At 41.0% G+C, this 22,293-nt stretch carries 17 protein-coding genes, 1 rRNA gene and 1 other annotated feature; of the genes, 3 read left to right on the top strand and 15 right to left on the bottom strand.

What is annotated here, in order from left to right; translation table 11 throughout:
* Nucleotides 1–194: 194 nt before the first annotated feature.
* The 6 genes from CSV80_RS07850 to CSV80_RS07825 form a co-directional block, all read right to left on the bottom strand.
* Entirely contained in the window at nt 195–1,847 is a 1,653-nt protein-coding gene (locus tag CSV80_RS07850) for a BCCT family transporter (RefSeq protein ID WP_099670368.1), read from the bottom strand.
* 125 nt (nt 1,848–1,972) lie between these two features.
* Entirely contained in the window at nt 1,973–3,055 is a 1,083-nt protein-coding gene (locus CSV80_RS07845; protein WP_099670498.1) for a tartrate dehydrogenase, read from the bottom strand.
* 17 nt (nt 3,056–3,072) lie between these two features.
* On the bottom strand, nt 3,073–4,518 hold the full coding sequence (locus CSV80_RS07840) for an aldehyde dehydrogenase family protein (protein WP_099670367.1): 1,446 nt from the start codon (nt 4,516–4,518) through the stop codon (nt 3,073–3,075).
* Nucleotides 4,511–5,605, bottom strand: a complete 1,095-nt coding sequence (locus CSV80_RS07835) for an aromatic ring-hydroxylating oxygenase subunit alpha (protein WP_099670366.1) — start codon at nt 5,603–5,605, stop codon at nt 4,511–4,513. The genes CSV80_RS07840 and CSV80_RS07835 overlap by 8 nt, the downstream gene beginning before the upstream one ends.
* A 49-nt stretch (nt 5,606–5,654) precedes the next feature.
* Nucleotides 5,655–5,903, bottom strand: coding sequence for a ferredoxin (locus CSV80_RS07830; RefSeq protein WP_099670365.1), 249 nt, complete (start codon nt 5,901–5,903; stop codon nt 5,655–5,657).
* Between the two features lie 24 nt (nt 5,904–5,927).
* The gene (locus CSV80_RS07825; RefSeq protein WP_099670364.1) at nt 5,928–6,962 is read right to left on the bottom strand and encodes an NAD(P)/FAD-dependent oxidoreductase; all 1,035 of its coding nucleotides are present in this window, start codon (nt 6,960–6,962) and stop codon (nt 5,928–5,930) included.
* Between the two features lie 234 nt (nt 6,963–7,196).
* Here CSV80_RS07825 and CSV80_RS07820 point away from each other — a divergent pair, with 234 nt between their 5' ends.
* Complete coding sequence (locus CSV80_RS07820) at nt 7,197–8,561, top strand: sigma-54 interaction domain-containing protein (protein ID WP_099670363.1); 1,365 nt, start codon at nt 7,197–7,199, stop codon at nt 8,559–8,561.
* 321 nt (nt 8,562–8,882) lie between these two features.
* Here the strand turns inward: CSV80_RS07820 and CSV80_RS07815 are convergent, their stop codons facing one another.
* The gene (locus CSV80_RS07815; RefSeq protein ID WP_099670362.1) at nt 8,883–10,469 is read right to left on the bottom strand and encodes a 2-isopropylmalate synthase; all 1,587 of its coding nucleotides are present in this window, start codon (nt 10,467–10,469) and stop codon (nt 8,883–8,885) included.
* Between the two features lie 59 nt (nt 10,470–10,528).
* Nucleotides 10,529–10,768, bottom strand: a binding site (T-box leader).
* A gap of 291 nt (nt 10,769–11,059) precedes the next feature.
* Here CSV80_RS07815 and CSV80_RS07810 point away from each other — a divergent pair.
* Complete coding sequence (locus CSV80_RS07810) at nt 11,060–12,436, top strand: alanine/glycine:cation symporter family protein (protein WP_099670361.1); 1,377 nt, start codon at nt 11,060–11,062, stop codon at nt 12,434–12,436.
* Nucleotides 12,437–12,495: 59 nt separating this feature from the next.
* Here CSV80_RS07810 and CSV80_RS07805 read toward each other — a convergent pair whose 3' ends face one another.
* The gene (locus CSV80_RS07805; RefSeq protein ID WP_099670360.1) at nt 12,496–13,383 is read right to left on the bottom strand and encodes a stalk domain-containing protein; all 888 of its coding nucleotides are present in this window, start codon (nt 13,381–13,383) and stop codon (nt 12,496–12,498) included.
* 177 nt (nt 13,384–13,560) lie between these two features.
* Here CSV80_RS07805 and CSV80_RS07800 point away from each other — a divergent pair, with 177 nt between their 5' ends.
* Nucleotides 13,561–15,699 carry a type IA DNA topoisomerase gene (locus tag CSV80_RS07800; protein ID WP_099670359.1) on the top strand — a complete coding sequence of 713 codons (2,139 nt, stop codon included), beginning with the start codon at nt 13,561–13,563 and terminating at the stop codon, nt 15,697–15,699.
* A gap of 94 nt (nt 15,700–15,793) precedes the next feature.
* Here CSV80_RS07800 and cls read toward each other — a convergent pair whose 3' ends face one another.
* The 7 genes from cls to rrf all read right to left on the bottom strand — a co-directional run.
* Nucleotides 15,794–17,248: a cardiolipin synthase gene (cls, locus tag CSV80_RS07795; protein WP_099670497.1), complete on the bottom strand. Its 1,455-nt coding sequence runs from the start codon at nt 17,246–17,248 to the stop codon at nt 15,794–15,796.
* Nucleotides 17,249–17,603: 355 nt separating this feature from the next.
* On the bottom strand, nt 17,604–18,230 hold the full coding sequence (locus tag CSV80_RS07790) for a hypothetical protein (RefSeq protein WP_143560472.1): 627 nt from the start codon (nt 18,228–18,230) through the stop codon (nt 17,604–17,606).
* Nucleotides 18,231–18,414: 184 nt separating this feature from the next.
* Complete coding sequence (locus CSV80_RS07785; protein ID WP_029054039.1) at nt 18,415–18,819, bottom strand: hypothetical protein; 405 nt, start codon at nt 18,817–18,819, stop codon at nt 18,415–18,417.
* 74 nt (nt 18,820–18,893) lie between these two features.
* Nucleotides 18,894–20,273 carry a sensor histidine kinase gene (locus tag CSV80_RS07780; protein WP_099670358.1) on the bottom strand — a complete coding sequence of 460 codons (1,380 nt, stop codon included), beginning with the start codon at nt 20,271–20,273 and terminating at the stop codon, nt 18,894–18,896.
* Nucleotides 20,270–20,941 (bottom strand): response regulator transcription factor, encoded by a 672-nt coding sequence (locus tag CSV80_RS07775; RefSeq protein ID WP_099670357.1) that lies wholly within the window; start codon nt 20,939–20,941, stop codon nt 20,270–20,272. The genes CSV80_RS07780 and CSV80_RS07775 overlap by 4 nt, the downstream gene beginning before the upstream one ends.
* Nucleotides 20,938–21,738, bottom strand: a complete 801-nt coding sequence (locus CSV80_RS07770) for a YihY/virulence factor BrkB family protein (protein WP_199083954.1) — start codon at nt 21,736–21,738, stop codon at nt 20,938–20,940. Before CSV80_RS07770 ends, CSV80_RS07775 begins: the two co-directional genes overlap by 4 nt.
* 466 nt (nt 21,739–22,204) lie before the next feature.
* Nucleotides 22,205–22,293: ribosomal RNA gene (gene rrf / locus CSV80_RS07765) — 5S ribosomal RNA — on the bottom strand; the annotation flags it as partial.

The following is a 22,293-nucleotide window of genomic DNA, read 5'->3' as shown; positions in this document are numbered from 1 at the left end:
ATATGATGAAGACAAGCGCAATGCAGTAATAACGGCTGCTACGTCCGATATCTATCCATGATTCCCTAGCAACAGAAATAGGGCTGTTCCTTGTAATGAATTCCCGGAACAGCCCTTTTGATTAATCTCTTTGCATACCAAACAATGTTACCGCTTACAACAGTTCTGTCTCATCCATTAACTTTTTAGAGAAATCATTTGTTCGTGACTAACATCTCCTCTTCCCTTGTCTCTTCCACTTCTGCTAAGATGGTCGGTTCTTTTTTCGTCTCTTTCACTTCTGCTAAGATAGCCAGGTCTTTCTTCGTCTCTTTCAGCTTTTCCGGTTTAAAAAGTTCCACCTTCTCCTTCGCTTCTCCCCCAGAAATGATTGCAGCCTCTTCTTTTAACCCAATAAATGTTGAGTAGCACATGAAGAGCATCAAGACTGCGATTGGAATGGCTGTGGCAACGAGAGCCGATTGTAGCCCTGCTAAGCCGCCTGTCATGATCAACACGACAGAGATAGCTGCGATGATCACTCCCCATACGATCTTTGTCAGATGTGATGGATTCGGATTGCCATTTTCACTGATCATTCCAAGTACAAATACTGCTGAGTTTGCGGAAGTGATAAAGAAAACAATGACTAGCACCATGGCTAAAATACTCAAAAATACGCTAAACGGCAAATACTCAAAAAATATAAACAGTGCCGATGTAATGTCAGATTCCACCGCCGTTGCAAGTGCAGTCTCGCCCGCATTCTGGATGAACGCAATCGCCGAGCCGCCCATGACCGAAAACCAAGTGAAAGATCCCAATACTGGGATAAAAATCGCACCGAACATGAATTCCTTTATCGTTCTGCCTTTCGAAATCCTGGCTACAAAGCTGCCGACCAACGGAGCCCATGCGATCCACCAGCCAAAATAGAACAACGTCCAACTGGAAATCCATGAACCGTCTCCATATGGCTCCGTACGGAAAGACATGCTGATGAAGTTCTGGGCATAATCACCTATTCCTTGGAAGAATATTTTCATAATCATCTGTGTCGGACCAAAGATAAGCACCAACCCCAATAAAACGAACGCCAGTAACATATTCAAGTTTGATAGATGCTTCATCGCCCCTTGAAGACCGGAAACTGTTGATACCACGTAAATAATGCTAACGGCTATGATGATGATCGCTTGTGTGGAAATGCCGATCGGCACATCCCAGAGGTAATTCATGCCGCTATTGACTTGCAATGTTCCGAAACCGAGCGAAGTCGCAATCCCAATGACGATGGATAGAATGACAATGACGTCGATGGTTTTCCCGAAAGTTCCTCGGATTTTATCGCCGACCAACGGGTAAAAGACGGAACTTAAAGAAGCAGGAAGCTTTTTCCGGAACTGGAAAAATGCTAATGATACGCCGATCACTGCATAACAGGCCCATGCCGAAACACCCCAATGCAGGAAAACGAATTGCATTGCAGTTTTTGCAGATTCTTCCGAATAACCGGTTCCAAAGGGAGGATCGATGTAGTAGGAAACTGGTTCTGCAACTCCCCAGAAGACAAGGCTGATTCCTATAGAAGCACTAAATAGCATACCGATCCAAGTGGCCGTCTTATATTCCGGCCGATCGTCATCATCTCCCAACCGAATATGACCGAATTTGGACATTCCGATATAAATACAAAAAACGAAGAAGATGAAAACGCTTCCCAAAATGAACCAACCTAGATTATTATAGATAAAACTAAGTGAGGAATTGGAGAAGTTCTCTAGCTGCTTCGGTGCAAAAATACCGATACTTATTAAAACTAAGCTAACAGCCAATGAAGAATAAAACACAGTTTTTTTATCTCTCATATTACCGCTCCTATTTCAAAGACCCACTTGTGTCGATGTGTCGGGAATCCCCACACACAGCCAAACGAGCGGGTATTTGTTAAATTTTAATCGGTGTTATTTGCATAACACCGATTAAATCGAATTTAAGCCTTTACTGATTGCAAGTTTCTCATGATGTCTACAATCCGGTCTCCTACTTCTGAAGTAGAGGCATTTCCTTGCATATCGGGTGTCAGCACTTCATCCTCAATCAATAACCGCTCGATGGAATTCACTACCATTTCGCCGTATTTTTCGTAACCGAAATGATCAAGCATTTGACTCGCAGACCAGATAGTTGCTAATGGATTACTGATTCCTTTTCCTGCAATATCGGGCGCCGAGCCATGTACAGGTTCGAACATGGAAGGGAATGTACCCTCCGGATTAACGTTCGCTCCCGCAGCCAGACCGATTCCACCTGCGATTGACGCGCCTACATCAGTTAAAATATCGCCGAATAGATTCGAAGTAACCACTACTTCAAAACGTTTTGGATCTGTGATCATCAGCATGGCAGCGGCATCTACTAAATAAGAAGCTGTTTTTACTTCCGGATAGTCTGCACTTACTTCTTCAAATACTTGATCCCAGAAGACCATCGAATAGTTTAATGCATTTGCTTTACTGATACTTGTCAGGCTACGGCCTTGTTTTTTAGCAGTCTCAAAAGCATAGCGAATAATTCTTTCTGTACCTTTGCGGGAGAATACACCATTTTGCAGGACCACTTCATGCTCCTGGCCTTTAAACAGCCAATCTCCGGCTCCTGAATATTCACCTTCCGTGTTTTCACGGATAAACAGCATATCAATATCTTTACGATCGACATTTTGCAGAGGACATTGGGCTCCGTCCAGCAAAGTCACGGGACGGATATTAACATATTGATCGAAACTTTTACGGATAATTAATAGAAGATCCCATAATGAGATATGGTCTGGAACACCTGGGAAGCCGACAGCCCCTAAATAGATCGCGTCGAATTTCTTTAGTTGTTCAATTCCATTTTCAGCCATCATGCGCCCTTCACGGGTATAATATTCACAGCCCCAAGGGAAGTAGGTGAAATCAAATACGAAACCACCGTCGAGTTCAGCAACCTTTTTCAGTACTTTGATCCCTTCATCAATGACTTCAGGACCGATACCGTCTCCGGCAATTACTGCAATCTTATAAGTCTTCATTCCAGCATTCACCACTTTCATCCTTGATTCCAAACAACTAGCTTCATTTCTGTCATTTCTTCAATTGCATATTTTAGGCCTTCACGTCCTGTACCGCTTTCTTTCACGCCGCCGTACGGCATTTGGTCTACACGGTAAGTAGGTACGTCATTAATGATCACGCCGCCCACTTCCAAGTTTTTCGATGCATAAAGTGCATGCTGTACATTATTAGTATAAATGCCTGCTTGCAGTCCGAAGCGGGAATCATTGACTAGCTCAATAGCAGCCTGCACGGATTCTACTTTATTCACAACAACGATTGGTGCAAATACTTCCTGGCAAGAAACTTTCAGTGAGTGATCAGCATTGGCAATAATCGTTGGTTCAAGTACGCCATTTTGCGCCTGACCACCTGCCAGAATTTCTGCATCACTTTTCTTTGTTTCTTCAATCCAGCTAAGTGTGCGTTCCAATTCCTTCTTCGAAATCAATGAAGAAATATACGTATCATCCACCAGTGGATCGCCCAGCTTCAACTTTTTGGCTGCCGTTGTGAACTTAGTCGTGAATTCGTCATAACGATCTTCGTGGACATATATACGTTGTGTTGAAATACACACTTGACCTTGATTCGAGAAGGCACCCATAATACAGCGATCAATAATAGAGTCAACATCAATGTCCTTATCTATAATCAACGCAGAATTAGATCCTAATTCCAATGTGGTCTTCTTCAATCCGGCTTTATTGCTAATTCCGATTCCGACACTTGGACTTCCGGTAAACGTGACCATTTTAACTCGCTCATCCATGACAAGAATGTCACCGATGACACCCCCTGGTCCCATTATAACATTTAGCACACCCGGCGGAAGACCTGCATCTTTAAATACTTCTGCGATGAATAAGGCAGATAGAGGCGTTTGAGATGCCGGTTTCAAGACTATTGGGTTTCCTGCAGCAATTGCGGGCCCAACTTTATGCGCCACTAAATTCATTGGGAAGTTAAATGGAGTAATGGCAGCGATTACACCGATCGGTTCACGCAATGTATAACCGATGCGTCCTACACCGCCTGAAGCAGCATCAAATGGAATCGTTTCTCCATGAATCCGTTTTGCTTCTTCTGCAGCGAATTTATATGTCTCGATCGTTCTTAAAACCTCGGCTCTTGCAAACATAATAGGCTTCGCGGATTCACTCGAAATGACTGTCGCTGCTTCTTCCGTTCTTTCAGCTAGTATTCTTGCAACATTTTCTAATATTTCGGCACGTTGAAACGCTGGCATGCCTCCAATAACTTTCCTTGCATTATGTGCAGCTGCAATTGCTTGTTTCGTCAGTGCTTGATCCGCCATAGCAACTTCAGCAATTTTTTCATTTGAGTATGGAGAATATAGTGGAGCATAGTTTGGTGCTTCTACATATTCCCCGTTGATCATCAATTGTTTATTAGTTGTTCTATCAAGTAGTTTATTCATTGAGCGCCTCCAGAACCATTTCATGGAATTGTACGATTGCTTGTTCAGATTGTGAGTAACGGCCTTTCTCGAATGCACGTGATTTAAAGCCGAGTTGCTCTAATTCAACCAATTCGATATCTTCAAAGCGAACTTGCTCTGCGAATGTCATTAAGTCTTTTTCTTCCTGAGTCAACTTTTCCAAGCTGTCTTCGCTAAAGTAGTAAGTGTAAACGATTTCAGTATTTTCATGATCAATCGGAACCAATTGGATAGTTGCCATGTTTGCAGGTCCCGGATAAATTGTTAGCATTAAGTTCGGCCATAACCAGAAGAATGATCCGCCTTGCATTTCTGCTTCATCAAGATTTACTTCTCCGTACTGTTTATCAGGCTTAATCATGGAACCTTGCAGAGAGTAGTTTTCACATGTAATGATCTGATAGTCGTCCATGTCCAGTGTGTCAATAAAACTTGGATGCGCTACGTGGCAATGGTCACATTCAAGATAGTTTTCAATAAATGCTTTCCAGTTTGCTTTAATATGACGGGATTTTTTGTGAGTAAATTGCAAGTTCTGCAGGAATTCAAACTTTCCTAGGCGATCGAAGAAATCACCATATGATTCAGCCAACGGTTTTGCATCGTCATCCAAGTTAACGAAAATCAAAGATTCGATTACTTCCATTCTAACCGGGCGAAGGCATGCATCTTTAACACAAGCAGCATCTTCTTCGCTTCGGAAGTTAGGGGCTTTGTTTAGATCGCCATCCGTTTTGAATGTCCAACCATGATATGAACATTGAAGAATTTTCTTTTTGCCTGAATCACTTTTCTCGAGTTTTGTCGCTCTGTGAGGACAAACATTATAAAATGCACGAAGTACTTCATCTGTTCCGCGAATAATGATAATCGGGTCATCGCCAATCTCAGTAGTGAAGAAGGCTCCTTTTTTCTCAACTTGGCTTACATGGCCGACTAATTGCCAGCTCTTTGCGAAAATCATTTCTCTTTCCTTTTCTAATACCTTCGGGTCCGTAAATAAATTGTAAGGCATCGTTCTTTCGAATGTTCTGTCCGTCGCGTTCTGTACTTTATTATAAGCCATTTCTCATTCTCCTTAGAGTTATATTTATATTTTGTGATTCATTAATCAATTAACTAGCTTCAATTGTCTGGCAAGAGAACGGTACATCCGCCATTTTGATGGAATTTGTCGGGCAACCTTCGAATGCGTCTTCCAAATCCTCGATCAAATCTTCTGGTACTTCGGTAATGCCTTCATTGTCATCCAATAATGCAAAAGCAAATCCGTCGGCAGTGTAGTCAAACAATTCAGGGGCAACCGGGTTACATGCCCCGCAAGCGATGCATGTGCTTCGCTCTACCATTGTATATTGTGCCATTTCCTAGCCTCCTATCTAAAATAATTAGTTGACTCCGGCAGTCACTTTCTTAGGAGCTTCTTCCGACTCTCCCATGATGCTGGTACTATGCAGCGGTTGCGTTTTTGCTGTCGGATCGATATATACTTTTGCGCTGCTCACCGCGACAGGCGCTTCACCAAAACCAGATGCAATCAACTTTACTTTCCCTTCATATGTGCAAATATCCCCTACCGCGTAGAGCCCTTCAATATTCGTTTCCATTTTCGAATTGACCACAATGGAGTTTTTCTCTATTTCAAGATTCCAGTCTTTAATAGGCCCGAGTGATGAAACAAAACCGTAATTGACTAGTACATCATCGACTTCAAGCTCTAAAATCTCTTCTGTTTTAGAATGCTTTAGAATTACTTTCTTGATTCTTTCATCACCCAACAATTCGACCGGAACATAAGGTGTCAATCGATCTACTTTGGATTGTTTTAATAATTCCACGCTATGTTCATGTGCACGGAACTTATCTCTGCGGTGAATGATGGATGCTTTTTCAGCAATCGGTTCCAGCATCAACGCCCAATCTACTGCTGAATCTCCGCCGCCGAACAAAGCCACTTTCTTGTCATGGAACTGATTCATATTCTGAACGAAATAATGAATATTCTGTCCCTGGAACTTCTCTTCGCTCTCGATCTCCATCTTCCTTGCTTGGAAAGCTCCGTTACCTGCAGTGACAATAATTGTTCTCGAATAATGTACCCCACTATTTGTTGTCAGTTTGAAAACGCCGTCATTTTCTTTTTCAACTTGCATTACCTTTTCACCCAAGCAGACAGTAGTCGGAAATTGATTCATTTGTTCAATCAAATTATCTACCAGCTCCTGTGCTCTTACTTTAGGAAAACCGGCGATATCATAAATATACTTTTCAGGATACAATGCCGATAGTTGGCCACCCAGTTGTGGCAAACTTTCAATAACTTTTACAGACATTTGTCGAAGTCCTGCATAAAATGCAGTGAATAAGCCGACTGGTCCACCCCCAATAATTGTTATGTCGCTAACTTCGGCTGCTCTGTTCATATTGTGCCTCCTTATTGTCATTTATATAGTCACGGGGTGATCAGGGAATTCCCTAATTCTTGCCACGTTACTAAATACTATTGCAAGTACCGTGCCAACTTTTGAAAGTTGCATAGGAATAAGTTTGTTATCGTATTTTTCACAGAATTCTGTTACAATTGAGTCAATAGTGACTCAGAATTACGTAAATATTCATAGAATTGACTCACATAGCCGAAAGGAAGGTGAAATAGTATGTCCTACGAAAACGAACAAGAGAAAATGGATCTGTCCTTGGAATCACTGCTTAAAATATTGGATTATTCATCAGATGAAATCTATGTATTGGACAAAGAAATAAAAATCGTCTATGTAAATCGAAATTGCGAAAAACATTATGGAATGACAAAGGCTGACGTGGTCGGCAAGTATAATGATGAATTTCTTAACGATGGTTATTGGACCCCTTCCGTAGTTCCACTCGTTCTGGAAAAGAAAACTCCCGTTTCAGTACGCCAACAAACTCATATAGGTGCCGAATTGCTGACTAGGGCTTTCCCTATATTGAACTCGCACAATGAGATCGAATACATTGTGTGCACAGCAATAGAAATACAAGACTTTAAACGGCTTGTCAAAACGGAGGAGCCAAACTTTACAAACTCAATGGATGAAGTTTTTGCAAGTGCTATCATTACGAATAATGGGAAAATGAAAAAAATACTGCGCTTTTGTGAAAAGGTAGCACCTACAGATTCCACAATTTTAGTCCATGGTCAGTCGGGAACTGGAAAAGGGGTCATCGCTTATCAAATACATAAATTGAGTAAGAGAAAGGATGGACCTTTTCTCAATGTAAATTGTGCTGCCATTCCTGGTGACCTATTAGAATCGGAGCTATTCGGTTACACGGCAGGTTCATTTACGGGAGCCAAAAGAGAGGGTAAAGTAGGTTTGTTCGAGGCAGCGGATGGCGGTACCATTTTTTTGGATGAAATCGGTGAGTTGGCTTTGCCCCTACAGGCAAAAGTTCTCCAAGTCATCCAAGATAAGAAGTTTATTCCAATTGGCAGCAACGTAAGCAAGACAGTGGACATCCGGATTATCGCTGCAACCAATCAAGACTTACCGAAGATGGTAGAAAATAAAACCTTCCGCGAGGATTTGTTTTACCGACTCAACGTCATTGACATCCAAATGCCACGATTGGATGAACGCAAGGAAGATATCATTCCTTTAATCTATAGTTTTCTGAATAGCTTTAATATTAAATACCATTCCACTAAAATAATTTCTGAAGATTGCTTAAATGCGCTCTATCATTATTCATGGCCAGGCAATGTGCGACAACTAGAAAACTTAATTGAGCGACTGGTAATTACAAGTGAAGCAGTCATCACTATAGAAGATTTACCGGAAGTAATCTTAGAAAAAGTAAAAGAGATTCCTGAACTTGCCTATTCCAATTCACTTGAAAAAGCATTGGATAATTTAACAGCTACGATGGTCATAAGATCCTATCAAAATTTTGGATCATCGAGGGGCGTGGCATCCGATCTCCAGATCAGCCAGTCAAAAGCATCCCGACTGATCCGGGATTATTGTCGGGACGAGAATTAAGAGAACTATTATCATGAATTTGACAATAATAAAAAGGCTTCACTTGGCACGAGTAATAATATCCCAAGCGGTAGCCTTTTATTATAAATTCTATAGTGTTTTACCTAGTAATTATATTTCAGTATAATTAATTGATCAATTAAATGACCATACATACTTCGTATATTGTGCAATCAAGCGATTGTCTCCATGCTTTAAGTTGGTGTTTATCATTACTCGCTATTTACCTACCATGAAAAACGGTCAGGAATATCTATTTCATATTTACGCATGAGAAAAGGCAGCTATCTTTTAACTGATGGCTGCCTTTTTTATTTCAAATTAAATATTTACAGTTAGTTTTTGTGCAGACTTTCCCTTTATTTTCGCTACGATTACGCTATTAATCGCATTCATATAGGCCAGTGCACTTGCTTTCAAAATATCTGTGTCAGCTGCCTTCGCGATATAACTTTCTCCTTCATATGCAATGGTAATTTTCACTTTTCCTAGCGCATCTTTGCCCCGTGATACACTGCTAATATCATAGCCAATTAACTTCACTTGAATCTTTGTGATTTCAGCAATCGCTGAATACAGGGCATCGATTGGGCCCGTTCCAACAGCACTCGATTTGAAAACTTCGTCCCCTTTTCGAATTTTGACACTAGCGGAAGGGAAACTAGAATTACTGACGACTTGCAGATCTTCAAATTCAAAGAAATGATCACTGTAATTCGTTACATTTTCTTTGTCATGCTTTTCATAATAACTTTCAACTATTACATATAAATCATGATCATACACTTCCTTCTTGAGGTCTGCTAATTTTAGAAATCCTTCAAATATCCCTTCAAACTCTTCAGGCTTCATATAGGTAAAACCAAGTTTTTCAAGGGCGTTTTTCACCGCGTGACGTCCTGACCGTGCCGTCAAAATCAATTCCATATCATCCAGTCCAACATCTTCCGGATGAACGATTTCATATGCATCGCGGGATTTCAATAAGCCGTCTTGGTGTATACCTGATGAATGTGCAAAGGCATTATCTCCCGTAATCGCCTTGTTCACTTGCACATCCAATCCCATGAAGCTAGATACAAGACGGGACGTATTCATAATTTCTTTTGTATTGATTTGTGTGCTCACATTGTAAATGGAGCTTCTTGTTTTTAATGCCATGACTATTTCTTCAAGCGCTGCATTGCCTGCTCGTTCTCCAATTCCATTAATTGTACACTCTACTTTATCCGCACCATTCTTGACTGCTGCTAATGTGTTTGCAGTCGCCATTCCTAAATCATTATGACAGTGAACACTTAATAATACGTCTGGATTCAGGTTCTTCATGCGGTCATTTAATCTATAGATCATCGCACCGAATTCCTCAGGCTCTGCAAAACCTACTGTGTCAGGTACATTAATCATTGTTGCACCCGCCTTCATAACCGATTCGACTGTATGCCATAAATACTCGAACTCCGAACGTGAAGCATCTTCCGTTGAATACTGTACTTGCGGCATTAATGTTTTTGCATATTTCACCGCATCTACACCTATTTGCAGAATCTGTTCCTTTGATTTATTGAACTTTTTCTCCACGTGAATATCAGAAGTGCCTAGCACCATATGAATCATTGGGTTTTCTGCATACTTTACTGCATGATAAACCGAATCTATATCTGCCTGAACAGCGCGTGCCAGTGCTGTGATCATAATGTCATTTGTATTGCCTACTCTCTGCGCAACAGCCTTGACCGCTTCAAAATCACCTTGAGATGAAGCAGGAAAACCAGCTTCGATTATATCGACGCCAAGCTTCTTCAGCTGCTGAGCAATCTCCACTTTTTCATAAAGATTCAATTTAGCTCCTGGTACCTGTTCTCCATCACGTAATGTCGTATCAAAAACCCAAATTTTTCTGCTCATCTCTTTGCACTCCTTTTTTTAAAAAAATAAATACAAAAAACCCCGTCTCTATATCGAAATATAGAGACGAGGTTATACTCGCGGTACCACTCTAATTGATTCGCCATACTTGGCCAATCCACTTATCGACAGCTATTACTGTCTATCCCGTTAACGGAGGAAACCGACGTCCCTTACTGTAGAAATTTCAGGGAGTGACTCATGGATGAGTTCAAAATGTGCGCCTGCTGATTTTCACCAACCATCAGCTCTCTATAAAGACACAAAACATTTTTACTGGTTCCATTCTTAGTCTGCAATGTAATATTAAACGTAATACTACATTGCGCAAAGCAACTTGTCAACCATTTTCAAATAATTCCATGTATTCAACAAAATGATTTGCGAGAAATATATTATCATTTTTTGATAAATATGCTTTTTGATGTGTATCTATTAACAATGACTCAAGTACCAAAAACCTATACTTTTCTATTTTCATTTGACATCACTTCCATTCATTCACTAGTATAGTAGACAACTAATTCGTAAACCGAAACATAACAACTAGATGTTTGCGTAGTCTCAAACTACAAAAGGAGTCGGTGCCAATGAATGCGTTTACCAAATGGGTGGAAATTATCTCGGATTTTTTATGGGGATTACCCATCATTATTTTACTAATAGGAGGTGGACTGTTCCTCACAATTCGTCTGAAGTTCTTCCAGTTCCGCTATATGCCTCATATTTTTCATCAAACTTTCGGAAAGATCATGTCGAAAGGCTCTGGGGATGGTACGCTAACCCCTTTCCAAGCAACAACCTCAGCACTTGCATCCACAATGGGAGCTGCAAATATTGTCGGAGTTCCTGTAGCCATCGCACTCGGTGGACCTGGTGCAATCTTCTGGATGTGGATGGTGGCACTGATCGGAATTGGCACGAAATATTCCGAGGTCGTGCTCGGCATCAAATATCGTGAAAAGAACGCTGCCGGTAATTACGTCGGCGGTCCGATGTATTACATAAAAAAAGGACTTGGTTGGAAAAAGGTTGCGTATATCTTTGCATTTGCCCTCATGTTAGAAGTTATGGCGAGTACTATGGTGCAATCTAACTCTATCGCTACGACCCTGGAAGGTTCATTCGGTTTATCTCCAATTATAACGGGAATTTTCGTCGCTATACTTGTTGGACTCATTTCATTTGGTGGAATTAAAGCAATTGGGCGCGTAACGGAACGTCTAATTCCATCAATGGTCGTAATCTATATTTTAACTGCTCTCATTATTATCGGCTTTCATGTCGATGCAGTGCCTGCAGCATTTGGATTGATTTTCACACATGCATTCCAGCCGATTTCAGCAGCAGGCGGATTCGCAGGTGCTGGTGTGGCCGCGGCCATTCGTTGGGGACTCGCCCGTGGATTATATTCCAATGAAGCCGGTATCGGTACCGCGCCGATTGCCCACGCAGCTGCGGTGAATAGTCATCCCGCCAAACAAGGTTTCTGGGGCGTCTTTGAAGTCGTCGTGGATACATTGATTGTTTGTACTATGACCGCGCTAGTCATACTGACAACAGGCGTCTGGAAAGTCATTGACGCAGACAACGCGGCGAACATGGTGACAGAAGCGTATAGTACGGTATTTGGAGCTTCTATAGGCGGGATTATTATATCCGTCGTATTATTCCTATTTGTTATTACAACGATTGTAGTCATCATTTATTACGGTGAAAAACAAGCAGAGTTCTTATTCGGACCCAACTTCTCCGTCGTCATACGCATCGCATATATTGCGGCTATTATAATCGGAGCACTTGGTGGATTGCAGTTCGTCTGGAAATTCCTTGACCTACTACTCGCAATTGTAGTGATTCCTAACGTGATTGCGGTACTATTCTTAAGCGGACAAGTACGTGACATTACGAACGATTACTTTACAAACCTCTATCCAACAGAAAAGAAACAAAAGAAGAAGTCTTGATGTAAATGGCAAAAAAGGCAGAAGTCCGCGGACTCCTGCCTGTTTTTTATATGATTTGATCACTTCATCATTTCTTCAATAAGCCCTACCGGTACATAAGTCTTCCTCGGTTCAAGTAGCTCCGGTGTCGCTTCAAATTGCATCAATGATTTATTGTAGCCGTATTCCTTCTGTCCGCGAGTAATCGTATAAGATGGAGCACCTTTTGATATGATCGCACCCACACCAGTCGAATCCACGACATATCCGAGTTTCTCAGCAAGCAAGCGAAGTGGTACCATCTTAACGCCGTCGACCATATAATGATCGTCTTCTATAATCTGTTCTACGGTGGTATCTTCATCTACTGTATTTACGTCTAGTATCACTACTTTCTCCGGTGTTGTCTTTGCTGGAATACTTCGAGTTGTTTCTTTGTAGAATACTAGCAAGTCTTTGCCTTTCAAGTCGTCAGCGTTCACTTTATTACCCGAAGCACTGGAAATGTCCGTACTGTCCTCTACATTCAATTGAAGTTTCAAATATGGATCCACCAGTTCATCATCAAATATTCCAACTACTGCTGTGTTTGCTTCATCTTTCTCGACAATAACAGCATCTGGAGTGTACTGCGGTGGGTAAATCATAACCATTGGTTTATCTGCATGGGTATAAGCAGACACTTTATCACCTTTTTTCAATTCTACCTTCTTTCCCGTATTATTAAAAATTAGCGTTTCTTTTGTAATAGCCAGTACAAAAGACTCTTCTTTCCATTTAATTGTGTAAAGTGTTAACTCATCGTTCTTTTCCATGCCATTAATTGTTCCTTCTACTTTAACAAAAGCTTTTTCATCCGATGTCACTTCCGCCTTCACTTCCTCTTTCGCACTAACTGCTTCAGGTACCGCCACGCCACCAATAAGCAATGCTGACATTGCAAATGGTATAATTTTATTCAATTTCATAAAAAATCCGCTCCTTACTATAGGTTCTATATAGTAGTTCGTTTGTGAGTCAAAAAGGTTACGATACTTTTCATGAAAACCTTTCTTTCTACAGACGCCTAATAGCCAGCCATCCCAAAATATGAGATAATACAACTAACAGAACGAACGTACTATTAACGAAATTGAGGTGTTCCTATGAAACCGGTCATTTTAGCTGAAAAACCGAGCCAAGCAAAAGCCTATGCAGATGCATTCACTACTCGCAAACATGATGGCTATACAGAAATCCAGCCATGCCAGACATTTCCACAAGGTGCCTTTATTACGTGGGGTGTCGGTCATCTAGTGGAATTAAAAGAACCACATACATACAATCCTGCATGGAAACGCTGGTCACTCGGCAGCTTGCCTATCTTGCCGGAACGCTACGAGTTTCAGGTTGCCCCTGGTAAGTATAAACAATTTCAGGTCGTTAAGAAGCTCATTCGTGCAACGGATTATGTCATTAACGCTTGTGACGTCGATCGCGAAGGCTCCAACATCTTTTACTCCATCTACTACATGACGGGAGCTCGTAACCAGAAGATTGAGCGACTATGGATTAACTCGCTGGAATCGGATGAAGTACGCAAAGGTTTCCAGAATCTACGAGATAATCGACAAGATCTACAACTCTATGAAGAAGCAAAGGCGCGCCAAATCAGTGACTGGCTCGTAGGCATGAATGGTTCTAGGCTTTATACACTGCTGTTGAAAGCCAAGGGAGTTCAGGAGGTGTTCCCTATTGGACGTGTGCAATCACCGACCGTTTATTTGATTTATCAGCGCCAATGCGAGATCGAGACATTTGTGTCAGAGCCGTTTTTCGAAGCTGAAGCTATATTTACTGCCGAAAAAGGGGCATATAAAGGAAAAGCCAAATTAAAAGAACCGAAGCGAGAATTAATTGCAGAAGCTCTAAACAGTCGCAACATCACCAAGCGGACTCCTGGGGTCATAACAGAGTTGACGAATACAGATAAACGAACGCCGCCGCCACAGTTACACTCCCTTTCTACCTTGCAGGCAACAGCCAATAGACGTTGGAAAGCGAGTCCGGCAACTGTATTAAAAACAATGCAAACCTTGTATGAAAAAAAGCTCGTCTCTTATCCAAGAACTGATACAAGGCATATTACACCGAGCGAATTCACATACTTGGAAGCGGCCATAGAAGACTATCAAAAATTGATCGAACAGCCATTTGAAGTGGCTTCGCGTACACCTAAAAAACGCTATGTTGACAGCTCAAAAGTACAAGAGCACTATGCAATCATACCAACGAAAAAACTACCAACACCAGCAGCACTGACAAAGTTGTCACCACTCGAACGTAATCTGTATGAGGAAGTCATTCGGACGACGCTAGCAATGTTCCACCGCGATTACTTGTATACCGAAACAAAAGTCACTACTGACGTCAATGGATTGCTGTTCTTCACGACGGGTAAAACCGAACGTGATACAGGTTGGAAAGAGCTTTTTTCTGCACCAAAGAAAGTAAAAGACTCTGAAGAACCAGCTTTACCACCACTTGAACGTGAGGAAACCGTGCAAAGTGAAATCAGTATAAAAGAAGGCGCAACTCAGCCGCCCAAACCGTATACTGAAGGTCAGCTCATTGCGATGATGAAAACATGTGGGAAACTGGTGGAAGATCAAAGTGAGACGAATATCTTAAAAGAAATAGAAGGTCTTGGAACGGAAGCTACACGAAGCGGCATTATCGAGACGATTAAAAAACACGGCTATATTTCCGTGACAAAAAATATCGTATCCATCACAGACAAAGGACGCGTACTATGCCAGACCATCGAAGGTAGTCTGCTTGCCAGCCCTTCCATGACAGCGAAGTGGGAAACATACTTGAAGAAAATAGGGAATGGCGAAGGTACAAGTCAACACTTTCTGGGCAGCGTATCAAAGTTTATTCAAAAACTGATTGAAGATGTACCAGTTCAGCTCGAAAAACAAACGATCGATATCGTGCTACCACCACGCCCCTCATCGGGCAAAGGCTCGTATACACGAACTGAAGTTGCTCCCTGTCCGCGATGCGGTAAAGGAAACATTATTGAACATCCAAAATTCTATGGCTGTAGTAACTATAAAAATGGTTGTAAGCAAACTTTCCCAGGACTCTTCTTGAAAAAGAAACTAACGGTGCCCCAAGTGAAATTGCTCTGTACTAAAGGTCAAACGAACGTCATCAAAGGCTTCACCTCAGCTGACGGGAAAAAGTTTGATGCTTCTTTGGAGCTAAAAGACGGTAAACTAAACTTAGTCTTTATGTAAATTAAATACTGATACAAAAAGAAGCAGCACAAAGCTGCTTCTTTTTTCATGATATTGTTATTACCTATACTAGTGTAGTACTTTCTTTACACCTTTAAAGTACAGGAGATAATAACCGAGATATTGATTGCTTAAACTTAATCAGCAATGATCGCTCCTCATAACGTTCTTTCGTCAGCTCAGAACTAAGTTTTGTATCTTGACTAAACAAAACTGTCAGTTGTTTTGCTACTTTCTCATCATATACAATCGCAGTCACTTCAAAATTCAACCGGAAGCTTCGTGAATCGATATTCATAGTACCTACTACTGACACTTCTCCATCCACTACAATCGTCTTCGCATGCAGAAAGCCATTCTCATATAATAATATTTTCGCTCCATAATCTAGCAAATCACCGACATACGACCAAGTAGCCCAGTAGACAAAAGGATGATCTGGCTTACATGGAATCATAATCTGTACATCAATCCCTGATAATAATGCAATTTTGCAAGCATCCATAAAACTTGTGTCTGGGATAAAGTATGGTGTCTGTATGTAGACACTTTTTTTAGCAGATAATAATAACTTGATATACATGTTCTTCAGATGTTCCGTCTCGGAATTCGGCCCACTTGAGACAATCTGTACTGGGCTTGTGCCGTTCTGTTTTTCAGTCTGGAATATGAAGTCTCCCAAGTCCCCCAGCTCTTTTTTACTTGCTTGGTGCCAATCTAGAACGAATTTCCCTTGAATATGATTGACCGCACCACCCCTAATTCTGAAATGGGTATCGCGCCAATAACCAAATTTCTTATCCAGGCCAAGATACTCATCTCCGACATTGAATCCGCCAATGTACGCTATTTCTCCATCAATGATACAAAGCTTCCGGTGATTTCTATTATTCACACGAAAATTTATTAGTCGGAACATTGATGGAAAGAATACTTCCACACTTCCACCCGCTGCCCGTAATTCGTTATAGAATCTAGGCGGTGTTTTCTTCGAGCCTACCTCATCATACAAGAGCCGTACTTTTACTCCCTCTTTCGCTTTTTGAATCAATAGATCACGCAACCTAATGCCAAGCGAATCGGACTGAATAATATAATACTGGATATTGATCTCTTTCGTTGCAGATCTAATATCCTCAAATAATGCCGCAAACTTTTTATGTCCGTCGTCAAAGATTTCAATATAATTATCTTTGGAGAGTAGAGCGTGAGACGATTTCAAATTCATATGGATTAATTCCGTATGTTCTTTTAATAATGGATTGCTTTCCAGTCTGGTCAAGTTTTCCGGTCGCAGTTGTTTGTCCACTTCCGTTTTCTCAGCCTTTCTTTCTGCAACGGAAAGATTATAGAAGTTTTTTTGTTTTAAACTTCGTCCGAAGAACAGATAAATAAAGAAACCAACAATAGGCAGAAATACTAGAACCATAATCCACGCCCATGTATTTCCTACATCTCTTCTTTCGATAAATAAAACCGATGCCAATAGCAGAATATTAAGGATTGTGACGATAGATAAGAGCAGTGTAAGGATATTACCAAATTTCATTTCGAGCAATATCCCTTGAAGTTCTATCATTTTTTCCGCTCCATTTCATTAGAAAGTAGTCTTAAATATAGCATATAGCACAAATTCTCGCCGTTATTTCTACAAAATTCATTTAGGCGAAGATTCAGCTTATAGTATGCAAACACTTTCAAAAATGGAGACTAGTAAAATTAAAGATCTATTTGTCCTTTTCACACATATCGCTAGTAAATAGAGAGATATTGTATTTGAATCAAGTATATATTCCCCGAGAAATAATATAGCAATAACTAGCCATCTTCAATTGAAATTGAGATCACAAGAATACCAAAAATGATTCCAAATTTCCTTTGTAACCGATATAACTAATAAATTTCTATGCGGAATCTTCTGTACTACTGAAAAACTCTTCTTTTAATCGTTTTCCATAGGCTTGTCCACTTTCACCACGCTGCCTCGGAAACTCTTGCATCACAATTGGCAATACTCTTTCCCACAAAACATTCATCACATAGATATCTCGATCAAATTGATAGTCCAATTCATTTAGCGTTAATTGTAGCGATTTCGCATATCTTCGTTTTTCTGCATCCCAAATCGTTGAGACATTCTCTTTAATATATGCATCTATCTCATCTTCGGTTACCGTAATTCCGTAAGCTTCTTCCGCAATATCTAAAGCATCTTCATAATGATCTGTTTGCTTCTCCGCGATACCTCTAAGAAATGGGGAAGAGTGCTCTTGCTCTGTCAGATTATTATTTACGCGTAAACGAAACTCTGTCTTATTTGTGGAAAACGATTGATCTAGCTGATTATTATGAATTCCTGATTGGATAGATTTCAGCTCCTCTGCAATTTCCGGCATATCTTTCAGCACTTTTTCCACGGATTGATTCATCTGGGCGTAATCTATTCCTATCGTTTCAATCTTTTGTTGTTCCGAACTAGCCGTTTGTTTAATCAACAACGTCCCAGCAATCAAGACAGTAAAACAAATCATAATGAGGTGAAACCGATTGCGAGCAGTCATAGTCATTCGCTCCTTCATCTGTTAGGTCGCTCTAGTATGCCATAAGGGTTATGAAATATTTGTTGAAACTACTGATTATCCGTAAAAACTTTCCTTTATAATTCGACAATAAAAAGCCCAAGAACCTGGTATGATCCGGATTCTTGGGTAACTATTAATGACGTGCAGTAGGTGTTTTTTCAATCATGAATGTTACAACTACGAATAAAGCAAAACTCACTAATAGCACGGTACCGCCTACTATATAGAATATGAGTGCGAATACTTCATTGACATTGAAGGGTTGCATGAACTGTAACCACATACCCGCCGTTAAACCTATCGCACCGATAATCCCTGTCCAGCCTTGCAATGTTAATAGCTTTCTAGCACGGACTCGGTAAATCTTGTAGAACACACCCCACGAAAATACTGACAACCAACCTACAAGTAAAATATGTGCGTGAATGGGACGGAACGCGTATGAACCTGCACCCGCCATATGGGAACCGAGTACCGTTCCAATTAAACCGAAAATCGCCGCAATGCGAATCAATCGTAAACTCCACTTTTCTTGCATAAGATATTTCCTCCTGTCATCTTTCTACTACAATTATCATAACACCCCAAGATGAACGGAAGATGAACTGCCTGTTACAATTTAGGTAAATACACGATGAATGTCGTACCTATACCTAACTCACTGACTACTTCTATACGGCCGTCATGAAGCCGCACCACTTGTTCAACAATAGATAATCCAAGGCCCGTCCCCTCTACTTCACGTGTTCTTGAGTGATCTGCACGATAAAAACGGTCAAAGATTCGATTCTTTGTATCAGGTGAAAGACCGATTCCTGTATCTTTAATAGAGAAACAGATTACATGTTCCTGCTCGGTCAATCGAATATCGATCGTTTCTCCATCCGGTGAATACTTCAGTGCATTCGACAATAGATTCTCCCATACTTTCTCAAGAAAAGCAGGATCCCCTTTAAACGTGATATCATCAATTTCGAGCATGATCGACATCTCTTTTTCTTGAAATAGCCATTGGAATTTCCGTACTGTTTCCCTCACTTGCTGATCAACTCGGAAGACTCTTTTCTGCAATGGAGAGATTAGTTGATCGAGTGATGTCAGCAATAATAACTGCTTCGTCAAAGTCGAGAGTCGTTCGGTTTCCGTTTGAATGATTCCTGCATAACGTATACGTTCATTAGCGGGTAGCTCTTCATCCGATAACAAGTCTGCATAGCCTTTAATATTCAATAAAGGTGACTGAAAATCATGCGACACATCACTGACAAATGCCTTTCGAATCTGGTCGTTCTCACTCAAACGATCAACCATCTGTTGAAAGCTCTTTGCAAGTTGCCCAATCTCATCACGTCGATCAATTGACAAGTCACTCGTAAACTGCTCCTCACCTACCTTCTTTGTCGCTCTTGTCAATACAACAATTGGTGCAATCAGTTTGCGCGCAACAACGAGCATTGCGAGAATGCTGATAATCGCCATGACAATGACCATGCCACCAAGCAAATAGTGAATTTCAATGAAAAGCATTTTAATATCTGGACGCAAAAACAATGCATATATCTGACCATCGTACATAAACGGTACACCTACTGTATTAGCTGACTCATTAGAGAAATACCCCGTCACGAACGTCTCCGCCCTTAGATCTCGCATGCCATGATAGACTTCGCCATCATAGACTTTCTGAATCGCTTCATCCTCAAGGTTATCATCGCGAAACGCTTCACCATAGATAGTTGAATCACCTGAAGGCTGTTTGACGAGTAGTTTATAACCCGTACTAGCAAGCATATCGAAGTATGCATGTAAATCTATACCGTTATTCGCTTCAATGAACAATGCAATTTGCTCAGCAACTCGAACATTCTTTGCATCATTCTCTTCTTTCAAGTAACGGTGATAATATGTATTAACGGAAAGAAACGCTAGAATTGCACTCACCAGCATGATTCCAACTGTTAAAACGAGAAACTTTCCGTACAGCGACTTCATTCCGAAACCTCAAGCTTATAACCAACACCACGTATCGTTACAATTTTCACCTGATTCGTAAGCTTCTCAAGCTTGTCGCGTAAGCGTTTGATATGTACACTCAACGTCTGCTCATCCCCTTCATAATCAAAGCCCCATACACGTTCTACTAACACTTCTCGTGTAAATACCTGACTATGACGAGAAGCTAACACTGACAACAATTCAAACTCCTTTAATGGAAGTAGTAATGACTTCTTACCAAGCACTACTTCATAACTCTGTCTATTAATCACTAACGGACCGACTTGAATCATCCGGTCCACAGCTTTGTCATAACGCCGCAAAATTGCATGGATCCTGAACAATAACTCTTTCGGTTCAAACGGCTTCACCAGATAATCGTCTGATCCAGCCAAAAAGCCTCGCTCCTTATCTTCCATCTCACCTTTAGCCGTCAACAACAAAACGGGAATTTCCGTATCTTCACGAAGCTTCTTTGTCAGCGTATAACCGTCCATACCTGGCATCATCACATCAACCACCGCTAAATCTGGCCACTCTCTATCGACTACCTTAAGCGCCTCTAGCCCATTCATTGCCTTCACAACGGTATACCCCGCCTGTCGCAAATGAATACTAACCAACTCTAAAATATGTATATCATCATCTACCACCAAGATCTTCATTTAGATCGCCTCCACCTTTTCCACTCTGCATTCAATAACCCAGAAAGAATAATAATCACTGCTGTTAGATAAAACCATAACACAAGCATAATAATTCCTGCCAATTGTCCATATAGCCTAGAATAATCTACACGTGATACATACTCTCCGAATAGTAATGAAACCAACTGCCAGCCAAATGCTGAAAGTAAAGCGCCCGGCAATGCTTCTTTCCATTTCATCTTTCCCGTTGGCATAAGTTGATAAAATAATAGGAAGAACAAAAATAGAAAGCACGTACCAAGACCCCACTTTATATTAGGCCAAATATACAACCAGCCTTCCCATGCATCGAGCACATCATAATACGCAATGACAGTATGTATAAGTTTTTCAATCAATGGCAAAAATAGCGACATCGGAACAATAAGCATGAAAAGAATTGTTACACCGAGATTGCGGATTATACTAATCCATAGCGGCTGCTGGTGAAGCTTCCGATTCGCCATGTCCAATGAACGGGCAAATGATTGTACCGCAACGGATGTCGTCCACAATGCAGCTAGCACACTGAGTGCAAGCAACTTGCCATGACTTTTATAGAGTACGGACTGAACACTTTGCTCAATCAACTGAAAAGATTCATCTGGCACGAATGGACGTATTAACGCTAAAATACTAGCCTCTTCCAAAGGTAGAAATTGCACAATTGACAATACTACTAGTAAAAAGGGCAATATGGAAAGTAACAAGTAATAAGCATTCTGCGCCGCCTGATCAAAAAAGCGTTCTTTAAAGAAGCGTTTAACTATCATCATGATCACGGAATCCCCTCCACTACTATCCTACGTGTCATACTACCAATATACCCCAACAAACCAGAGACTATTAGGGTAAATAAAATTTTATATAGAAATTTATTGTTCTTTTATGTGGAGTAGTGGATAAGGGCAAATAGTGGTGAACTGTTGGTGTGAGATATTGAGCAGATTTGGAAGGTTATAGAGCGGTTACAGTGATTTATAGAGCGGATATGTGGTGCGATTGAGCACTTCTCGTGACTCTTTGAGCGGATAGACGAGATGAATGAGCGCTTGCCGTGACTCATTGAGCGATTAAGTGGAACAATAGAGCACTAGCCCTGATACATTGAGCAGTTAAGCAGCACAATAGAGCTAATAACCCAGATCTATAAGTGAGTAAAGTACGAATACATCATCCTCAATTCAATCTATTTCCATTATAAAACACAAAAAAGCCACTCCCCAAAGGGAATGGCTTCGTGCCTAGCAACGTCCTACTCTCACAGGGGGAAACCCCCAACTACCATCGGCGCTGAAGAGCTTAACTTCCGTGTTCGGTATGGGAACGGG

The sequence above is a fragment of the Sporosarcina sp. P12(2017) genome (assembly GCF_002743035.1).
In the GTDB taxonomy this organism is placed as follows: Bacteria; Bacillota; Bacilli; order Bacillales_A; family Planococcaceae; genus Sporosarcina; species Sporosarcina ureae.
Note: the sequence above shows the minus strand (reverse complement) of the source record. Positions and strands in the feature narration are given on the sequence as shown.

What these genes read in the sequence shown, in the direction of transcription:
- CSV80_RS07850 (WP_099670368.1), bottom strand. Translation starts at nt 1,847, where the DNA reads ATGAGAGATAAAAAAACTGTGTTTTATTCTTCATTGGCTGTTAGCTTA.
- CSV80_RS07845 (WP_099670498.1), bottom strand. Translation starts at nt 3,055, where the DNA reads ATGAAGACTTATAAGATTGCAGTAATTGCCGGAGACGGTATCGGTCCT.
- CSV80_RS07840 (WP_099670367.1), bottom strand. Translation starts at nt 4,518, where the DNA reads ATGAATAAACTACTTGATAGAACAACTAATAAACAATTGATGATCAAC.
- CSV80_RS07835 (WP_099670366.1), bottom strand. Translation starts at nt 5,605, where the DNA reads ATGGCTTATAATAAAGTACAGAACGCGACGGACAGAACATTCGAAAGA.
- CSV80_RS07830 (WP_099670365.1), bottom strand. Translation starts at nt 5,903, where the DNA reads ATGGCACAATATACAATGGTAGAGCGAAGCACATGCATCGCTTGCGGG.
- CSV80_RS07825 (WP_099670364.1), bottom strand. Translation starts at nt 6,962, where the DNA reads ATGAACAGAGCAGCCGAAGTTAGCGACATAACAATTATTGGGGGTGGA.
- CSV80_RS07820 (WP_099670363.1), top strand. Translation starts at nt 7,197, where the DNA reads ATGTCCTACGAAAACGAACAAGAGAAAATGGATCTGTCCTTGGAATCA.
- CSV80_RS07815 (WP_099670362.1), bottom strand. Translation starts at nt 10,469, where the DNA reads ATGAGCAGAAAAATTTGGGTTTTTGATACGACATTACGTGATGGAGAA.
- CSV80_RS07810 (WP_099670361.1), top strand. Translation starts at nt 11,060, where the DNA reads ATGAATGCGTTTACCAAATGGGTGGAAATTATCTCGGATTTTTTATGG.
- CSV80_RS07805 (WP_099670360.1), bottom strand. Translation starts at nt 13,383, where the DNA reads ATGAAATTGAATAAAATTATACCATTTGCAATGTCAGCATTGCTTATT.
- CSV80_RS07800 (WP_099670359.1), top strand. Translation starts at nt 13,561, where the DNA reads ATGAAACCGGTCATTTTAGCTGAAAAACCGAGCCAAGCAAAAGCCTAT.
- cls (WP_099670497.1), bottom strand. Translation starts at nt 17,248, where the DNA reads ATGAAATTTGGTAATATCCTTACACTGCTCTTATCTATCGTCACAATC.
- CSV80_RS07790 (WP_143560472.1), bottom strand. Translation starts at nt 18,230, where the DNA reads ATGATTTGTTTTACTGTCTTGATTGCTGGGACGTTGTTGATTAAACAA.
- CSV80_RS07785 (WP_029054039.1), bottom strand. Translation starts at nt 18,819, where the DNA reads ATGCAAGAAAAGTGGAGTTTACGATTGATTCGCATTGCGGCGATTTTC.
- CSV80_RS07780 (WP_099670358.1), bottom strand. Translation starts at nt 20,273, where the DNA reads ATGAAGTCGCTGTACGGAAAGTTTCTCGTTTTAACAGTTGGAATCATG.
- CSV80_RS07775 (WP_099670357.1), bottom strand. Translation starts at nt 20,941, where the DNA reads ATGAAGATCTTGGTGGTAGATGATGATATACATATTTTAGAGTTGGTT.
- CSV80_RS07770 (WP_199083954.1), bottom strand. Translation starts at nt 21,738, where the DNA reads ATGATGATAGTTAAACGCTTCTTTAAAGAACGCTTTTTTGATCAGGCG.